This is a genomic window from Bradyrhizobium sp. F1.13.3 (genome assembly GCF_040548265.1).
In the GTDB taxonomy this organism is placed as follows: domain Bacteria; phylum Pseudomonadota; class Alphaproteobacteria; order Rhizobiales; family Xanthobacteraceae; genus Bradyrhizobium.
Genome location: NZ_JBEPRI010000004.1, coordinates 319,592 through 336,981, shown reverse-complemented (window position 1 = coordinate 336,981; position 17,390 = coordinate 319,592). Strand labels below are relative to the sequence as shown.

General features: G+C 64.5%; 18 protein-coding genes and 1 pseudogene. 10 read left to right on the top strand and 9 right to left on the bottom strand.

Annotated features, from left to right (window positions below; translation table 11 throughout):
- Positions 1–62: 62 nt before the first annotated feature.
- The 4 genes and pseudogenes from minE to ABIB66_RS13925 form a co-directional block, all read right to left on the bottom strand.
- Positions 63–344: a cell division topological specificity factor MinE gene (gene minE / locus ABIB66_RS13940; RefSeq protein WP_275171849.1), complete on the bottom strand. Its 282-nt coding sequence runs from the start codon at positions 342–344 to the stop codon at positions 63–65.
- Positions 341–1,076, bottom strand: a pseudogene (locus ABIB66_RS13935) (septum site-determining protein MinD). Before ABIB66_RS13935 ends, minE begins: the two are co-directional and overlap by 4 nt.
- Before the next feature lie 19 nt (positions 1,077–1,095).
- On the bottom strand, positions 1,096–1,794 hold the full coding sequence (gene minC, locus ABIB66_RS13930) for a septum site-determining protein MinC (protein ID WP_354203809.1): 699 nt from the start codon (positions 1,792–1,794) through the stop codon (positions 1,096–1,098).
- A 283-nt stretch (positions 1,795–2,077) separates the two neighbouring features.
- On the bottom strand, positions 2,078–3,094 hold the full coding sequence (locus tag ABIB66_RS13925) for an ABC transporter substrate-binding protein (protein ID WP_354203811.1): 1,017 nt from the start codon (positions 3,092–3,094) through the stop codon (positions 2,078–2,080).
- A gap of 101 nt (positions 3,095–3,195) precedes the next feature.
- Here ABIB66_RS13925 and ABIB66_RS13920 point away from each other — a divergent pair, with 101 nt between their 5' ends.
- The 6 genes from ABIB66_RS13920 (at position 3,196) to ABIB66_RS13895 (ending at position 8,406) form a co-directional block, all read left to right on the top strand.
- Complete coding sequence (locus ABIB66_RS13920; RefSeq protein WP_007591743.1) at positions 3,196–3,843, top strand: TetR/AcrR family transcriptional regulator; 648 nt, start codon at positions 3,196–3,198, stop codon at positions 3,841–3,843.
- A gap of 84 nt (positions 3,844–3,927) precedes the next feature.
- Positions 3,928–4,698 carry an ABC transporter permease gene (locus ABIB66_RS13915; protein ID WP_275171845.1) on the top strand — a complete coding sequence of 257 codons (771 nt, stop codon included), beginning with the start codon at positions 3,928–3,930 and terminating at the stop codon, positions 4,696–4,698.
- Positions 4,699–4,728: 30 nt separating this feature from the next.
- Entirely contained in the window at positions 4,729–5,766 is a 1,038-nt protein-coding gene (locus ABIB66_RS13910) for an NAD-dependent epimerase/dehydratase family protein (protein ID WP_354203814.1), read from the top strand.
- On the top strand, positions 5,753–6,574 hold the full coding sequence (locus ABIB66_RS13905) for a GNAT family N-acetyltransferase (protein WP_354054953.1): 822 nt from the start codon (positions 5,753–5,755) through the stop codon (positions 6,572–6,574). Before ABIB66_RS13910 ends, ABIB66_RS13905 begins: the two co-directional genes overlap by 14 nt.
- A 6-nt stretch (positions 6,575–6,580) precedes the next feature.
- Positions 6,581–7,636: a dihydrodipicolinate synthase family protein gene (locus ABIB66_RS13900; protein ID WP_354054955.1), complete on the top strand. Its 1,056-nt coding sequence runs from the start codon at positions 6,581–6,583 to the stop codon at positions 7,634–7,636.
- A complete protein-coding gene (locus ABIB66_RS13895) occupies positions 7,624–8,406 on the top strand; it encodes an ABC transporter ATP-binding protein (protein ID WP_354203817.1) in 783 nt (260 codons plus the stop codon). Before ABIB66_RS13900 ends, ABIB66_RS13895 begins: the two co-directional genes overlap by 13 nt.
- Positions 8,407–8,528: 122 nt before the next feature.
- Here the strand turns inward: ABIB66_RS13895 and ABIB66_RS13890 are convergent, their stop codons facing one another.
- The 3 genes from ABIB66_RS13890 to ABIB66_RS13880 all read right to left on the bottom strand — a co-directional run bounded on the left by ABIB66_RS13890 (position 8,529) and on the right by ABIB66_RS13880 (position 11,052).
- A complete protein-coding gene (locus ABIB66_RS13890; protein WP_354203819.1) occupies positions 8,529–9,620 on the bottom strand; it encodes a TRAP transporter substrate-binding protein in 1,092 nt (363 codons plus the stop codon).
- A 144-nt stretch (positions 9,621–9,764) separates the two neighbouring features.
- On the bottom strand, positions 9,765–10,022 hold the full coding sequence (locus ABIB66_RS13885; protein ID WP_275171839.1) for a hypothetical protein: 258 nt from the start codon (positions 10,020–10,022) through the stop codon (positions 9,765–9,767).
- 79 nt (positions 10,023–10,101) lie between these two features.
- Positions 10,102–11,052 carry a DUF2778 domain-containing protein gene (locus ABIB66_RS13880; protein WP_354203821.1) on the bottom strand — a complete coding sequence of 317 codons (951 nt, stop codon included), beginning with the start codon at positions 11,050–11,052 and terminating at the stop codon, positions 10,102–10,104.
- Positions 11,053–11,286: 234 nt separating this feature from the next.
- On the opposite strand from ABIB66_RS13880, the gene ABIB66_RS13875 reads away from it, so the two are divergent.
- Together ABIB66_RS13875 and ABIB66_RS13870 are read left to right on the top strand one after the other, a co-directional pair.
- Positions 11,287–11,727: a DUF1810 domain-containing protein gene (locus ABIB66_RS13875; RefSeq protein ID WP_354203823.1), complete on the top strand. Its 441-nt coding sequence runs from the start codon at positions 11,287–11,289 to the stop codon at positions 11,725–11,727.
- Between the two features lie 97 nt (positions 11,728–11,824).
- Positions 11,825–13,906: a methyl-accepting chemotaxis protein gene (locus tag ABIB66_RS13870; RefSeq protein WP_354054966.1), complete on the top strand. Its 2,082-nt coding sequence runs from the start codon at positions 11,825–11,827 to the stop codon at positions 13,904–13,906.
- A 128-nt stretch (positions 13,907–14,034) separates the two neighbouring features.
- Here ABIB66_RS13870 and ABIB66_RS13865 read toward each other — a convergent pair whose 3' ends face one another.
- Both ABIB66_RS13865 and ABIB66_RS13860 read right to left on the bottom strand, forming a co-directional pair.
- Complete coding sequence (locus tag ABIB66_RS13865) at positions 14,035–14,625, bottom strand: NADPH-dependent FMN reductase (RefSeq protein WP_354203826.1); 591 nt, start codon at positions 14,623–14,625, stop codon at positions 14,035–14,037.
- Positions 14,626–14,674: 49 nt separating this feature from the next.
- Positions 14,675–15,622: an AraC family transcriptional regulator gene (locus ABIB66_RS13860; protein ID WP_354203828.1), complete on the bottom strand. Its 948-nt coding sequence runs from the start codon at positions 15,620–15,622 to the stop codon at positions 14,675–14,677.
- Positions 15,623–15,924: 302 nt separating this feature from the next.
- On the opposite strand from ABIB66_RS13860, the gene ABIB66_RS13855 reads away from it, so the two are divergent.
- Together ABIB66_RS13855 and ABIB66_RS13850 are read left to right on the top strand one after the other, a co-directional pair.
- Positions 15,925–17,031, top strand: a complete 1,107-nt coding sequence (locus tag ABIB66_RS13855) for a DUF2336 domain-containing protein (RefSeq protein WP_354203830.1) — start codon at positions 15,925–15,927, stop codon at positions 17,029–17,031.
- The gene (locus ABIB66_RS13850; RefSeq protein WP_354203832.1) at positions 17,028–17,354 is read left to right on the top strand and encodes a PilZ domain-containing protein; all 327 of its coding nucleotides are present in this window, start codon (positions 17,028–17,030) and stop codon (positions 17,352–17,354) included. The genes ABIB66_RS13855 and ABIB66_RS13850 overlap by 4 nt, the downstream gene beginning before the upstream one ends.
- Positions 17,355–17,390: the final 36 nt, after the last annotated feature.

The following is a 17,390-nucleotide window of genomic DNA, read 5'->3' as shown; positions in this document are numbered from 1 at the left end:
GCTATGCCCAGCGGACCGCCTTCTCACCCACCCCAAATTTTGAAGCGTCGCGGCCGAGGTCCCTACCCGACCGCCGCGCGCCTGCGCTCGAAATCGTTGGGCACCTCGATATCGACCTCGAGGGTCGAGACCTCGTCGCCGCGATCGAGCCGGACGATGACCTTGGTCGGGTCCAGCGTGACGTGCCTGGAGACGACCGCGAGAATTTCCTCACGCAGCACACCGAGCAGATCGGGCTGGCCGCGCAGTCCGCGTTCATGGGCAAGCAGAATCTGCAACCGTTCGCGTGCGACGGGTGCAGAGGCCTTGTTGCCGCGGAGAAGCCGAAGCAGACCCATGCTCATGCGGCCCTCCGTCGCAGCAGGCGGTCCATGAAGCCCTTGCGCTCGGTCGGCACCTGCATCGGCACGGTGTCGCCGCAGAGCCGTCGCGCCGCATCGATATAGGCCCGCGCCGGGGCGCCTTCCGCGTTCGACAGCGTTACGGGCGTCCCGACGTTGGAGGCACGCAATACGTCCTGGCTCTCCGGGATGATGCCGAGCAAGGGTGTTGCAAGAATTTCGAGGATGTCCTCGATGGTCAGCATCTCGCCGCGCGCGGCGCGCGAGGGATCATAGCGGGTGATTAGGATGTGCTTTTCGACCCGTTCGCCCTTCTCGGCCCGCACCGTCTTGGAATCGAGCATGCCGATGATGCGATCGGAATCGCGCACCGAGGCTGTCGCAGATCACCCAGTCGAAACGACTGCGCAGATCGTCGATGACCTTGCCCACGCCCTCTTCGGTCAGCGCGTCCTTGTCGCGGGTTTGCGAGGCCGGCAGCAGCCAGAGGTTCTCCAGCCGCTTGTCCTTGATCAGCGCCTGCGGCAGCTTTGCGACCCCCTGCACCACGTTGATGAGGTCGAACACGACGCGGCGTTCGGCGCCCATCACGAGGTCGAGGTTGCGCAGGCCGACGTCGAAATCGACGACCACGACCTTTTCGCCGCGTTGCGCGAGCGCAGCCCCCAGTGCGGCGGTCGTCGTCGTCTTGCCGACGCCCCCCTTGCCTGACGTTACGACCAGTACCTTGGCCATCTCTGAAATCTCCTTCTGGTCAGTTCAGCGCAGTAATTCGCATGGTGTTGCCCTGGAGCCAGGCCTGGGCCGGCTTGCCGCGCAGGGCCGCGTCGATATCGTCGGCGGTCTGGTAAAAGCCATCGATTGCAAGCAGTTCGGCCTCGATCTTCTGACAATAGATGCGTGCGCTCGTGTGACCGTTCACGCCCGCCATGGCGCGGCCGCGCAGCGCGCCGTAGATGTGAATGGAACCGCCGGCGACGACCTCGGCGCCGGAGCCGACAGAACCCAAAATGGTGACATCGCCTTCGGGGAAGATCACGGTCTGACCGGAGCGCACCGGGCTTTCGAGCAGCAGGGACGTCGGCTTGGTTTCGATCTTCGCCTCAACCTTCTTGGGCGCACTCGGCTCGACCACGCAGCTCCGCCCGCCCGAAAGCAGCGGCGGCATCATGGGGGTCAGCCGGCTCTCCTCCACGCCCTCGATCCCGAGCACGCGGATGTTGCGGTCCTGAAGGCTGGTGAGGAGATGGCCGATGCCGGATTGGCTGAGATCGACCGAGGACAGGTCGATCACCACGGGGCGGCCGGCGAAGAAACCCGGCGAGCGCGCGATGGTGGTGTCGATCTCCTGCAGCCAGTCCTGGATGGGAACCGTCGGCACGAACACGAAGGCCACATAGGAGCGCCCGCGTAAGCGCACCATTTGGCGTTGAGGTTTTACTGCAGCCTCCATAGCGGCCGACTCGTTCCCTGTTATTGAATGGTTAACGATGCCGCCGATATGGTTAATGGCCGGTTAATTTCTCCGTGGGGTTACGTGGGGGCGGGCGTCGGGCCGTGGCCCTCGGCGGCGGGCAGCCGCCCCAGATCTCCGGTGTCGTCCTGGCGAAAGCCAGGACCCATACCGCGGAATCCATCGATGCGGACGGTGGGAGTACCGAACCACGAGTCTTCGCCAAACCACGCCCTGGGGTAATGGGTTTTGGCTTTCGCCAGGACGACGATAAGGAAGCCCCCTACTTCTTCACCTTGCTCGCATCCATCTTGATGGCGGGATCGAGCATTTTGGTCGTGAACGCCGTCGTGACGTCGAACGGCTTCTCCATGCCCAAATAGGTCTGGACCAGATCGTAGTCCTTCTTCATGCGCTCGCCGTCGATCCAGCCGAGCGACTTCGTCGTCGTGAATTCGTCGGTCATCAGGAATTTGATGCGCTCCCACTGGCGCTCCTGGTTCTCCTTGTCGAGACCGGAGACCTGATCGAGCAGCGCCTTCAGGCAGGGCGCGGCGTCGGCGACGCAGGTCGCGAAGGCCTTTTGCGTGACCCGCACGAACTCCTCGACCAGCTTCGGGTTCTTCTGCAGATAGCCGCCATTGACGATCAGCGAATTGCCGTAAGGATTGAGCCCGATGTCCTTCCAATTGACGTAGCCGAGATCGCTTCCGAACTCGATCACCTTCAAATCGTGCTCGTTGTAGAAGTCGCTGATGATGTCGACGGTATGGCTCTTCAGCGCAGCGATCTTCGCCGTCGGCCCGACATTGACGAAGCCGACGGAGTCGGGCGCAAGCCCTGCGGCCTTGGCGAAGGCCGGCCACATCACGCGCGAGGCGTCCCCCGGCGGATTACCGATCTTGTGGCCGGCAAAATCCTTCACCCCGTTCACGCCGTAGCTCTTCAGCCAGTAGAAGGTCTGGCCGGTGTTGGCGTAGACGCTCATCACGGCCACAGCGTCAGCCCCCTTGCTCTTCGCCACCAGCATGGTGGCGAGATCGGCGACGCCGAACGGCGAGCCGCCGGAGCCGACCTTGGCGGCGGAGACGCCAGAGCCCTTGCCGACCTCGATGGTCAGATCGATGCCCGCCTTCTCGTACCAGCCTTGCGCCTTGGCGTAATAATAGGGCGAGTGATCGGCCGTCGGCGCCCAGTTCAGGATCAGATTGACCGCCTCGCCCGCGCTCGCCGGCATCGCCGGTGAACCGAGCATCAGGGCCACAGCCAGGGCCGAGCCCGCCGCCTGCAAACGCTTCATCGCATCTCTCCTCGTTGCCCGCGACCCGGCTTGTCGCTCTCCCCCTGTGAGGATACCAATGCAACAAGGCCGCCCTTCACTTGTCAACTGTTTGGTTGGAAATGCCCGCAAAACGTTCAGGCGACACCGTGCCGCAGCGGCGCGACCCGGTCGCCACGCGCAAGAAGCTGCTCACGGCGGCGCGCGAGGAGTTCGCCCGGCACGGCTTTGCCGGCGCCCGCGTCGACGAGATCGCGGAGCGCGCCGGCGTCAACAAGCAGCTCGTCTACCACTACTTCGGCGACAAGGACGCGCTCTATCTTGCCGTCCTCGAATGGGTTTACGCCGATATTCGCGAACAGGAGCGCCAGCTCAATCTCGAAGGCCTGCCCCCGGAAAAGGCGATCCGGAAACTGATCGAGGCCTCGTTCGATTACCTCGCGACAAACCCCGATTTCATCGTGCTTCTGAACGACGAGAACCGCGGCGGTGCCCGCCACGTCCGCGGCTCCACGCGGCTCGAGGCGATGCATTCGCCGCTGGTGAAGAGCGTGTCCCACATCCTTCACGAGGGCGTTCGCGCCGGCATGTTCCGCAAGGGGATCGACCCGATCCAGCTCTATATCTCCATCGCGGGCCTCAGCTATTTCTATCTCTCGAACACGCCGACGCTGTCGGCGATCTTCGGCAAGGACCTGTCGAGCCGGGCCGCGCGCCGCGCCCGCCGCCGGCACGTCGCCGATCTCGTGCTGCATTCGCTCCGGCCGTAATCAACCAACTGGTTGAAACTTCCCTCCGGGACGGGTAGGCTTGCGACCAGCGGCAAGGTGGCCGCTGATAACAGGGAGCAACCGGTGACAGGAGACGGCGCCCGCAATACGCGCAGCTTTGCGATCGTCCTGATCGTGCACCTCGCCGTGCTCGTGCTCTGGCAGGTCCTGGTCGACGCCTTCCACGTGCCGAAGTTCATCCTGCCCTCGCCGCTCGCGACGATCCAGACGCTGGGAACCGCGAGCTACGCCTGGGGCGCCAATACGCTGGTGACCGCGATCGAGATCCTCGGCGGCTTTGCGCTCGGCGCATTCGTCGGCGTCACGTTTGCCGTCATCTTCAGCTGGGCACCGTTGCTCAGCCTCGTGCTGCTGCCGCTGTTCGTGACGCTGAACATGATTCCGAAGGTCGCGCTCGGCCCGCTCCTCATCGTCTGGTTCTCCTACGGCATCGTGCCGAACATCCTGATCGCCTTCAGCATCTGCTTCTTTCCGATCCTGCTCACCACCGCGCGCGGCTTGCGCGAGGTCGAGCCGGATCTGCTCGATCTCGTCAAATCGCTGCGCGGCTCGCGCTGGACGCTATTCCGCAAGATCCAGCTGCCGGGATCGCTGCCTTACATCTTCTCCGGCATGAAGGTCGGCGCCATCCTCGCGGTGGCCGGCGCCATCGTGGGCGAGTTCATCGCCTCCGAACGCGGGCTCGGCTACCTCATGATCCAGGTGCAGTCGTCGCTCGACACGCCCGCGATGGTGATGGCCGTCGTGCTGCTGACGCTGCTCGGCGTCGCGCTTTACGGCTTCGTGCTCGTCCTCGAACGCATGTTCGTGGTCGGTGACGCAACACCGACATGAAACGGCAGAGCCAGACCAAGGACCAAAACCATGCTCCTCACCCGCCAGACACTGCCGAAGACCATCCCTGATATCGCCGCGCTCGACGATCTCCTGTGCCGGCCGACGCAGGCACTGATCGACGACCTCGCCAGGGTCGAAGGCGACATCATGATCCTCGGCGTCGCCGGCAAGATGGGGCCGACGCTGGCGGGGCTTGCCAAAGCTGCAGCGCCCGATCGCCGCGTCATTGGCGTCGCCCGCTTCAGCGACGCCGGCGTCAAGGACTGGCTGCACGCGCGTAGCGTCGAGACCATCAATTGCGACCTGATGGACGAGACCGCGATTCAGGCGCTGCCGAAGGCGCCCAACATCGTCTTCATGGCCGGCCGCAAATTCGGCGCGGAAGGCGATCTGTCGCTGACCTGGGCGATGAATGCGCACGTGCCGGCGCTGGTCGCGCAGGCCTTCCCGTCGTCGCGGATCGTGGCGTTCTCGACCGGCTGCATCTATCCCTTCGTTCCCGTCGACGGCAAAGGCTCGAGCGAGGACATGGCGCCGAACCCGCCCGGCGAATACGCCCAGTCCTGTGTCGGCCGCGAGCGCATGTTCGAGTATTTTTCGCGCAAGCTCGGAACGCCCGGGCGGCTGTTCCGCCTCAACTACGCGATCGACATGCGCTATGGCGTCCTCCACGACATCGCACTGAAAGTGCTCACGGGCACGCCGATCGATGTCAGCATCGGCCACGTCAATTTCATCTGGCAGGGCGATGCCTCGTCCCAGGCGCTGCGCTGTCTCGCGCATTGCACGGCGCCGACCTCGCCGATCAATGTCAGCGGCCACGAGATTTTGGCGGTGCGCGACCTCGCAGCACGATTCGGCGCCAGGTTCGGCCGCGCGCCGGTCCTGACAGGAAACGAACAGCCGACGGCATGGCTGACCGACACGTCCAAGGCAGTCGAGCTGTTCGGCCTGCCGGTCGTCGACACCGAGCAGCTGATCGCCTGGACCGCGGATTGGATCTCCCGCGCCATGCCGAGCCTCGGCAAGCCCACCAAATACGAGGTGCGCGATGGACGCTACTGACGCTCCGCGCGTCATCCGGCTTGGCGTCGAGGATGCTGCGGCAGGCCTCGCGCTCTCGACAGAGGCGCACTGGAACCAGAATGAAGACGACTGGCGCTTTTTCCTAAGCGACGGCATCGTGTTCGGCATCCGTGATGGCACGCAACTGGTCGCGACCGCGGCGCTCTTGCCCTACCCCGGCAACAACGCCTGGATCAGCATGGTGCTGGTGACGGCAAGCCACCGCCGGCGCGGTCTCGCCACGCGGCTCGTCGACGCCTGCCTGGCGACGGCACGCAAACGCAACCTGACGAGCTGGCTCGACGCTACGCCGGATGGTGCCGCCGTCTATGGGCCGCTCGGGTTCACGCCGACCCTGCAGTTGCGCCGCCTCAGGCTGGTGAAATCCGCTTCAACGTCGGAGCAGGCACCTTCATCCGCGCCGCTCGACGCGCTCCGCGCGCGTGACCGGCGCGCTACGGGCCTCGATCGAACCGCCCTGCTCTCTGCCTTTGCGCAGCGGCCCGGCTCACGCATCGTCTCCGCGAGCGGCGCCATCGCGCTGGTTCGCGACGGACGCACGGCGCGCCATATCGGCCCGCTGTTTGCCGACGACGCCGCAGCCGCGCTGACCTTGGTCGATGCCATCGCGCGATCGGAAACCGGCCCGCTGCTGCTCGACGCCGTCGCGTCGCAACCTGGGTTCCCTGAAGGATTGACCGCATCGGGCTGGAGCATCGAACGTCCGTTCCAGCGCATGCGGTTCGGCCCCGCCACTGCCACAGGTGAAGAAATGCCATTCGCCGTCGCCGGCCCTGAATTCGGATAGGACATCATGCACCACAGCCAGATCAACAGCGAGATCCGCAAGCTGATCGCCGACGGCACCGTGCTGCCGGCGCATCCCCTCGCGCTCACCGCCGAACGCCAGCTCGACACAAAGCATCAGCGCGCGCTGACGCGCTATTACATCGACGCCGGCTCCGGCGGCCTTGCGGTCGGCGTGCACACCACGCAGTTTGCGATCCGCGATGTCGGCCTCTACCGTCCCGTGCTCGAACTCGCCGCCGAGACTGCGGCGAACTGGACCAAGCGTCCGCTGGCGCTGGTCGCGGGCCTCGCCGGTCCGACCAGGCAGGCCACCATCGAAGCCCGCACCGCGCGCGACATCGGCTACCACGCAGGGCTCCTCAGTCTCGCTGCGATGAAGGGCGCGTCGGAGGACGAGATCATCGCGCATTGCGCAGCGGTCGCTGCCGAAATTCCGCTGGTCGGCTTCTATCTTCAGCCGGCCGTCGGCGGCCTGGTCCTGTCGAGCCGGTTCTGGCAGCGTTTTGCCTCGATCGACAATGTCATCGCGATCAAGATCGCGCCCTTCAACCGCTACAGGACCCTTGATGTTCTGCGCGGCGTCGCGGCGGCCGGCGCGCTCGACCGCGTTGCGCTCTATACCGGCAATGACGACCACATCCTGCTCGATCTGATGCTGCCGTTCGACCTCCGTGACAACGGAATCACCACGCGCACTTATTTCAAGGGCGGACTGCTCGGCCACTGGTCGGTTTGGACCGCGAGCGCCATAAAACAGTTCGAGCGCTGCAGAGCGGCACGGCACAAGGACAGCGTCCCGGCCGATTTGCTCGCGCTCGATACCCGCGTCACCGATTGCAACAGCGCATTCTTCGACGTCGCCAACGATTTTCACGGCTGCATCGCCGGCTGCCATGAGGTGCTGCGACGGCAGGGCCTGATGCAGGGCCTGTGGTGCCTCGATCCGAACGAGGGCCTTAGCCCCGGCCAGAAGAATGAGATCGACCGCGTCTACCGCGAGCATTCCGACCTCAGCGACGACGCGTTCGTGGCCGCAAACTTGAACAAATGGCTGGCATGAGCTCAAACCCCTTCATCAGCCTGCAAGGCGTCCGCAAGGTGTATCGCAGCGGCGGAGCCGAATTCCTGGCGGTGTCCGACGTCACCATGGACGTGCAGGAGGGTGAGCTTGTCTCGCTGGTGGGCCCATCCGGCTGCGGCAAGACCACGGTGATGAAGATTTTGGCCGGCCTGCACGACGCCGACGGCGGCACGGTGAACATCGGCAATGCCAAAAGCCCGTTCGATCCGACCCGCGACATCGGCATGGTGTTCCAGCAGGCGCTGCTGCTGAAATGGCGGACGATCCTGGACAATGTGCTGCTGCCGGCGGAGATCGTCGGCCTTCCCATGAAGGCCGCGCGCGAGCGGGCGCGCGATCTGCTCAATCTGGTGGGACTTGCCGGCTACGAGCAGAAATATCCGCGAGAGCTCTCCGGCGGCATGCAGCAGCGCACCGCAATCGCGCGCGCCTTCATTCACGACCCGAAACTGATTCTGATGGACGAGCCGTTCGGCGCGCTCGACGCCTTGACGCGCGAGCAGATGAACCTGGAGATGCTGCGGATCTGGCGCGAGAGCGGCAAGACCATCATCTTCATCACGCACTCGATCCAGGAGGCCGTGTTCCTGTCCTCGCACTGCGCCGTGCTGACGGCAGGCCCGGCGAAGATGGCCGATTATTTCCCGATCGACCTGCCCTTCCCGCGGGCTCTGCCGCTGAAGACGACGGACGCGTTCGGCGCCTATGCACGGCGGATTTACGAGAAGCTGGGTCTGGGCGCGGCTTAATTCACCACACGATAGATGCCGTAGGGTGGGCAAAGCGAAGCGTGCCCACCATGGCGACTCAAGCAAGCAGTGGTGGGCACGGCGCAAGCGCGCCTTTGCCCGCCCTACAGGAGTTTGCGCACTCAAGCCTTGTTGCGCATCTTGCCGAGCAGATAATTGTCGTAAAAATTCTCCGCGATCTGCGTGTAGAACAGCAGCTCCTTCATATAGGCGTCGTGGCTTTCCTTGGTGCGCTTGAACAGGTCGCTCTTGGTGGCGAGCTCGTTCAGATGCTCCTGGGTCGCGGCGTAGCAGGCCTCCAGCACCGGCTGCGGAAACGCCTTCAGCTCCGCGCCATTGGCGATCAGCCGCTTCAGCGCCGCCGGATTGACGCTGTCGTATTTCTCGAGCATCCAGGCGCCAGCGGCTGACGCGGCCTGGTTGACGATCGCCTGGTACTGCTTGGGCAGCGACGCCCACTTCTCGTCGTTGACGATCATGTGCAGCATGGCGCCGCCCTCCCACCAGCCCGGGAAGTAGTAGTATTTGGCGACCTTCTGGAAGCCGAGCTTTTCGTCGTCATAGGGGCCGACGAATTCGACCGCGTCGATCGTGCCCTTCTCCAGCGCCGGATAGATGTCGCCGCCCGCGATCTGTTGCGGCACCACGCCGAGCCGCGCCAGGACATGGCCGCCCATGCCGGCGATGCGGAATTTCAGACCCTTGAGATCGTCGACGGTCTTGATCTCCTTGCGGAACCAGCCGCCCATCTGGGTGCCGGAATTGCCGCAGAGGATCGCATGCGCCTTGAACGGCTTCAGCGCCTCGTTGGTAAGGTCGGCGCCGCCGCCGAAATGCCACCAGGACTCCTGATGGCGATGGTTCATGCCGAATGGCGCGCCGGTCGCATAGGCCAGCGCCGGCTCCTTGCCGATGTAGAAATAGAGCGGGGTCTGCGCCATGTCGACAGAGGCTGTGCTGACGGCGTCGAGCGCCTGCAGGCCGGGGACGAGCTCGCCGGCAGCAAAGGTCTGGATCTGGAATTTGTTGTCGGTGGCCTCGGCAACATATTTCGCAAAAGTCTGCGCGGTGCCGTAGATGGTGTCGAGCGATTTCGGGAAGCTCGACGTCAGGCGCCATTTGATCTCGGGCGCGCTCTGCGCAATCGCGGGTGCGGCAACCAGCGTCGTCGCGCCGGCGACAGCGCCGCCCTTGAGAAATGTACGGCGTTTCATGATGGGTCTCTCCCTGAACTATGTTTCAACGTATCGGCTTGAGCGCGATCTTCGCAGACCATTGCCTGTTGCTATAGCGGAGTTCAACCTGTGCGCGGTAGCCCGGATGGAGCGCAGCGCAATCCCGGCCACGCAGGGTTGCTCCTAGAGCAGCTTTGCGCTCACGAACAGCGCGCGCACGGCGTTGGTCGCCTGCACGACGAGCATGGCGTTCTCGGCGGCGCCTTCGAGCGCTGCGACCGCGTCTTCATGCAGCGAGCGGAATTCCATCCACTCGACCGATTTGAAGTTGGTGAGGAATTGATAGGCCTGGCCGACGGTCGCAATCGCCAGCGTGTCGCCGTTCAGCTTGATCTTGAACGTCGTGCGCAGCGGGGTCTCGGAATTTTGCGGATCACTCATGGGCTGCTTCTGGACGATGACGGCTTAACGAAGGGAAAACGGCAGCCCCGCCGTAGCAGGCAAATATCAGGCGCAGATATCAGGACTCAGTGCTCGCGCGCTGCGAGGCAGTCGCCGACGGGGTCAGCCGGGGCACCACGACCAGACGGTTGAACTCACCGTTGTCGTAGGCCTTCATGAATCGATCATAGTCCTTGATCGAAACGCAACCGTTGGAGTCGCCACGGGGCCCGAGCATGTAATTATGGGTGAGCAAGCCGACGCGGCCGAGCGCGCTGGTGCCCTCGGTGGGCGTCAAGCGCAGTGCGCGGACGCCGTGAAACAGTTTCTCGCGCGGCTTCAGGTCGTAGGTCGCGGGCGGGGTGGCGCCAACCATGCGCTGGTCGACGTGCTCCGGGTCGTCCATCAGCGCGCCCATGCCCGAATGCGCTTCCAGCGCGAGGCCGCTCGGCAGGTAAAGCGCCTTGGCCGAGATGTCGTAGACCGCGGTGCGCGAATCGTAACCGAGCGCGGCGAGATCGGGCGCCTTGCCGAACAGGCCGCTGTCGGGCGTCAGCGAGGCCAGCCTGATCTTGTCGGTGAATTTTTCGAAGAAGTTGCGGTTGTCGACCCGGGGGTTGGTCTCGGCATAGGCCTGGCTCGAGGCGATCTGGGCAGAGATGTCGGCTTGGGGCGGGCGCGAGCGCGGCATCGGGATGGCGTCAGCACGCTGCGAGAGTCTCGCCTCCTCGGACATGTGCCGGTCGTCGTCGGTCAGGGTCGAGCGCCAGTCGTCGCCCTGGAGCTTCTGGGCGAGCATCGCCTTGGCGTCGCGCAGCTTGAGCTGGACTGCACTCACTGCCGAGCGCTCTAGCGTCCGCAGGCCTAGCTCGCGGGCGGGCGGGCTGCCCGATGCCGAAGCGAAACGATCATCGAATGAAGGCGCATTGGCCGGCGGCAGTGCGGCGGTAACGAGCGAGGCCGAACCGCCGATATCCGCGACCCAGGCGGCGGCGCCCAGTGCCAGCGCGACGGCGGCCAGGGACAGCAATATCGTCTCGGCTCGCCCAATACGGCGGCGCGACAATAGCCTCTCGGCTTGTGCCCGGTCGGAAACCATCAGCTCCCCAAAATCGTCCCCCCGGGGGGACCCACCCCCACCCGGAGATTCTATACCAGCTACCACATTGGGAGCCAAAAGTTAGGCATAATCGGGGCCGGCAGGGGTCTGGCAAGGGTCTGGCAAGGCTCCGGCAAGCCATTCCGGGGTATCCCAAGGTATCTTATGACCGATCCGTTCGATCTGGAACGCTTTGTCCGGGCCCAAGACCCGGTCTATGGCGACATCCAGGAGGAGCTGACCCGGGGCCGAAAGCAGAGCCACTGGATGTGGTTCGTCTTCCCCCAAATCGCCGGCCTCGGCTTCAGCGCCATGTCGCAGCGCTACGCCATCGCCTCCCGCGCCGAGGCCAGCGCCTACCTCGCCCACCTCATCCTCGGTCCGCGCCTGATCGAATGCACGAGGCTCGTGCTTGCCGTCGAGGGCCGGACCATCAACGCCATCCTCGGCGCGCCCGATGACGCCAAATTCCGCTCGTCGATGACGCTGTTCGACGCGGTGTCCGATGAGCCCGTTTTCGACGAGGCACTCGCCCGATATTTTTCGGGCAAGCGCGATCAGGCAACGCTCGATATCCTCGCCGCCCTCGACCGCAAGGCCAGGTGACCGCGGCTGCCGGCGGCCACCAGCGTAAACCCAGGATTAACATCGCCTGCCTATTGTCCGTGCAAACAATTTCCCGCGCCAGTTGCCGGACACAATCATGAAAATCGGTACGCTCCTGACCACCGCCATCGTTTCGCTCTCGACTGTGGGCGGCGGCCTCGCCGTCTACGTCGCCGTGACAAAATACCAGACGATGGAGCGGATCACCGAAGCCCAGGGGCGGCTGGCGATCGTCCGGGCCGTCAGCGACATCCCGCGCTACCTCAATCCCGAGCGCGGCTTTTCCACCAACATCCTGTATGGCCCTCCCGCCGTCGACCCGGCGCTGCTTGCCGAGCAGGGCAAGCTGCGAAAGCAGACCGATGCCGCCCGCGACACGATGAACGCGCTGCGCAAAGACCTGCCCGGCCCGTTTGACGACGGCAACACGACCGGCGGCAACATCGACGCCATCAACTCGAAGTTCACCGCACTGCGCGAGGCCATCGACAAGGCGATGTCGGGCCCGCCTGAGGCGCGCAAGGACGCTGCCAAAAAGATCGTTGCCGACAACGCCGTTCTTAACGCCGGCGTGACCGCGCTGCTCAACGAGCAGGTCCGCCGCATGGCGATCCTCAACGGCGATGCCTATCGGCAGGCCAGCTACGCCAACATCGCGATGACATTGCGCGACGTGGGCGGCTTCAACTCCAGCCTGCACAAGAATCTCGTCGGGGGCAAGAAGCCGGCGACCGACACCGAGAAGGCCGAGATCAGCCGCTCGCAGGGCCGCAACGATCAGATCGTGATGTCGCTGCTGGAGTTGCGCGGCAATCCCGCAACGCCGGCGAACGTCGCCGCCGCGCTTGAAAAATTCAACGCGATCTACATCGAGGAGTTCGGCCGCGAGCTCAAGCTGGTGAAGGAGGGTGCGGTCAGCGGCAAGTACGAACACGACATGGACACCTATTACACCGCTACGCAGCGCGGCCTCAGCACTATCATCGAGGTTCGCGACGCGTTCTACGACAACGCCGAGCAGATTCTCGCCGGTGCCTCGACCGCCGCCCACACCAGCTTCACCATCGCACTCGCGGGCCTCCTCGCCGTGCTGATCGCCAGCGCCGGCCTCATCGTCACGGTCCGCCGCCGGGTCTGCGCTCCGATCGTCAACCTGACGACGCGGATGTCGCGGCTTGCCGACGGCGAGGTCGCGGAAGAGATTCCCGGCGCCGAGCGTTCCGACGAAATCGGCGCGATGGCCGCGGCTGTCCGGGTCTTCAAGGACAACATGATCCGGGCCGACAGCCTCGCGGCGGAGAAGCAGGCCGAGAACGACGGCAAGATGCGCCGCGCACAGGCGCTCGACGGGATCACCCGCGCGTTCGAAGCCAAGGTCACCGAGCTCGTCGGCGGACTATCGAAAGCCTCCTCCACCATGGAAAGCACGGCGCAGTCGATGACCTCGACGGCGGCCCAGACCAACAGCCAGGCCGCGGTCGTCGCCGCCGCCTCGCAGCAGACATCGAGCAACGTGCAGACCGTCGCGAGCGCCACCGAAGAGCTGACCTCTTCGATCTCGGAGATCGGCCGTCAAGTGGCCCAATCCACTGAGATCGCGGCCCGCGCCGTCGACAACGCCCGCCGCACCGGCGACACCGCCCGCGCGCTGGCCGAGGGCGCGCAGAAGATCGGCGACGTCGTGACGCTGATCCAGAGCATCGCCGAGCAGACCAATTTGCTGGCGCTGAACGCGACCATCGAGGCCGCCCGCGCCGGCGAGGCCGGCCGCGGCTTTGCGGTGGTTGCTGCCGAGGTGAAATCGCTGGCGGGCCAGACCGCCAAGGCCACCACCGAAATTTCCGAGCAGATTTCGGCGATCCAGGCCGCGAGCGACGAGACCGTGACCGCGATCCGCAACGTCGCCGACGTGATCGGCGAGATCGACCAGATCGGCACCGCGATTGCGGCCGCGATCGAGGAACAGGGCTCGGCGACCAAGGAGATCGCCCGCAGCGTCCAGGAGGCCGCGCGCGGCACCCAGGAGGTCAACACCAACATATCGGGCGTGCAGCGCGCCGCCGACGACACCGGTACGGCCGCGCGGGAGGTGCTGGGCGCCGCCGAGCAGCTCTCGACCCAGTCACGCGACCTCGCCGGACAGTTCGACCGCTTCCTCGGTGAGGTCAGGTCGGCGTAAGCGCGGCAAACGCGCAGCTTCGTAGCCCGGATGGAGCGAAAGCGTAATCCGGGAATCGTGCCGCAAACACCGGCGGCCCCGGATTGCGCTGCGCTCCATCCGGGCTACGGGACCGTCAATACGGGACGTCAATAAGGCGGCGCCTTGCGCGCCCGTTGCGCCTTGGCGGCCTCGATCCACCAGGCGAGATCGTCGGCGAAGCGCGGGAACGAGCGTTCCAGCGCCTTGCCGCCTTCGCCGATCGGTTCGCCCGCCTCCGACAGCGTCTGAGCGATCGGGCCGACGCCGATGGTGCTCGACACCACCACCATGCCCATCTCCGAGAGCGTGCCATGCCAGGCGGTCGAGGCACGCGCGCCGGACAGGCGGCCGGCCGAGTAGCTCACGATGGCGGCCGGACGCCAGAACCACTCCTCGAGGAAGTGGTCGGTAAGATTCTTCAGGCCGGGCTGGATTCCCCAATTGTATTCGCCAGTGACGAACACGAAACCATCCGCGCCGCGGATATCTCCGGCCAGCTTCTCCAGCGCCTCGGGTGCGGTGCCCTTGGGATATTCCTTGTACATGCGATCGAGCATCGGCAGGCCGATCGCCTTGGCGTCGATCAACACGACGTCGTCGCCGCGGGCGCGCAGGCGATCGATGACGAAATTCGCAAGGCGGATGCCCATGCGGTCGGAACGGTAGGAACCGTAGAGGACGAGGATGCGATTGCTCATGACCGGTACTATAGCACGGATCATCAGACCGGCCTCAACGTTTTGACGGCTAGGTTCGCCGTCCGCATTCAAGCGTTTGCGACGGTGTCTCGCCGAACTGGTCCCGATAGCTTCTGGAGAAGTCGCCGAGATGCCAGAAGCCGAACGCCAGCGCAACGGCCTTGACGCTGTCGGCACCGGCGAGCAGCCGCTGGCGCACCAGCCACAGCCGCCGCAGGCGCAAGTAGCGGTGCAGGCTCATGCCGCGATAGCGGCGGACGACGTCGTGCATGGTGCGAACGGACAGACCGAGCTTGCGCGCGATCTCGTCGCTGTAGATGGGCTGCGAGAGGTCGTCGGAAAGCAGCGCGCGGATGTCCTGAAAGACCTTGAAGTTGCGCTCGTCATTGGGGCGCAGGGTCCATCGCGCAGGAACGATGCTTTCGAAAACTGCGTCCACAGCGCCGAGCAGGGTCTCCTTCATGGCGGCCGCCTTCAGCGGCACGTCGGGCGCATCGACCGGCTCCGAAGCGGCTGCCAGCACCTCCCGAACCACACCGCGGAGCCGGTTCAAGCCCGCCGCGGTCGTTTCGAAGATGTTGAAGCAGAAGGCTGCTTGTGGCCAACCGCGATCCGTCACCTCCGGCCTGAACACCACCGAGGCGATTTGCCGCTGCACCTCCTCGATGGTGGTGTAAGCCGCGCCGCCGCTGCCGATGACGATGACGGGTCGTGTGCGCTGCGTGCCGTTGAATCGAACCGGCACATCCAAATCGTCCATCGTGAATCCGATCGCCGTACAATTCTCGACGAGCTGTGCGTCGACGACCCGCGGAAATGCCCGCGTCAGATTCACGTCGCAGCCGGGCAGCGACAGAATGGTCTGCTCGGCCGAAATCCTCCGTACGAAAGGCGTGAACTCGAAGTTCAGGCCTCGTATGGCACTTCGAAATTCATCGACGTCGGTGAAACGAAATACCTTCGGCGCCAGCGTCGGCGCATCATCACTTCTGTTCATGGCAATGTGAAACTTCGCGTCGCAACACACGCGCGTCCGGCGACGATGCTGGCCCAACTTCCCCGTTCCGGTGTCCCCTTAAGTCTGAAAGAATCACTTCGAACTATGCTGACCAGTTGGCGAGCGTTGAAGTCCAAGGACAAGGCGACGCATCAAATCTCGCCAATTTTCGATAGCGTTTCCCGTGTGGCCTGCGGTGCACATATACCTAGACGAGCAAAATCCAAATTTCAAATTAACGTTTGTCGAGCGGAATAGGCGCAGTTCGATAATCCAAATTAATTTTGAGTCAGGCCCCTGCCATGATGGCAAATTCGCCTGCTGATATTCTTGCTGAATTGGAAGAGACGGTCGCAACGTGCCCGGCGGAGCGTTGCGCACGCATTCTCTCCGGCATGGTGCAGTTGCTCATTGGCAGCCGCGACCAGTGCCGGGAATTGCTCAGCAACGTGGTCGACGGCGTTCTGCTGCGATTGACGGAACGGGTCGAGGCCAGCGCACTGGTCCAGCTCAGCACGGCGCTCGCCGAGCTTGACATCGCGCCTCCCGAAACATTGTGGCGTCTCGCCTCGCACGATAATCCGGACGTGGCATGTCCTGTGTTGCTCAAGTCGCGTGCACTTTCCGCAGCCGATCTCGAGGCTGTCATTGACTCCCGTGGCGAGTGGCATCGACGCGCGATCGCCGACCGCAGCGACATCGCGCCGGCCGTGACCGAGGCGTTGATCAAGCACGGCGGCCCGATCTGCCTTGCCCTGATCAAGAACCCGGGAGCGAAATTCTCTGACGCAGCCTATGCAGCGCTGATTGCCAAGGCCGACCAGGACGGCGAGATCACGAAGGCGCTGGTACTCCGGCCCGGCACGCCCGACCTGGTCGTGCGCAAGCTGCTCTCCGTCCCACCAATCCGGAAGGCACCGGCGACGCCCAACCCATCCGCCGCGGCGCCGGTGCCGGAAGCGGAGCCGGCTGCGCCAAAGCGGCCTTGCCGGGCCGACTACGCAAGCGCGAGGCCGGAGATCGTCGTCCTCAACCGAATCGGCAAGCTCAATGATTCCACGGTGAACCGTTTTGCGATCCGCGGCGAGACGGCCAACCTGTTCACGGCGCTGTCGGTGCTTTCAGGGGCGCCGCTTGAAATCATCGAGCATGTCCTGAGCGACGACGATTGCGAGGGGCTGGTCATGGCGTGCCGGGCTTCGCGGCTGAACTGGCAGACCACCCTTACCATCCTGAGCAACCGCAGCGGCAAAAGGCTCTCCTATGCCGAGCGCGAGCGCGCGCAACGGATCTTCGAGACGCTGCTTCTGTCCACCAGCCAATGGACAGTGCGATGGGGGGAAATAGCGGCAAGCGCCAACACGAGCGATCCGGCAAATCGCGGCGCGAAGATGGGGGTTGGCCGATGAAGTTCGACGGTCGCAAGGCGCAGCGCGTGAAAATGGATCACAAGCAGCCGGTCAATCTGATGGGCTCGGACGGCACGTGGCGGCGCAGTTGCGTTCTGCTCGACATATCGCAAAGCGGTGCGAAGATCGAAGTCGAGGGCACACTCGACGTTCTGCGGGCCAAGGAATTCTTCCTGCTGCTGTCGTCGACGGGGCTCGCCTACCGGCGCTGCGAATTGGTCTGGATCGACGGCACCACGGCCGGCGTGCACTTCGTCACCGTAGACGGAAAGAGGAAACCGGCAGCCGCCGCTGCCGCTGCCGCTGCCGCTCAGAGCAAATAGGCCCAAGGATTCATCGGTCACATCCACTCAGCATAA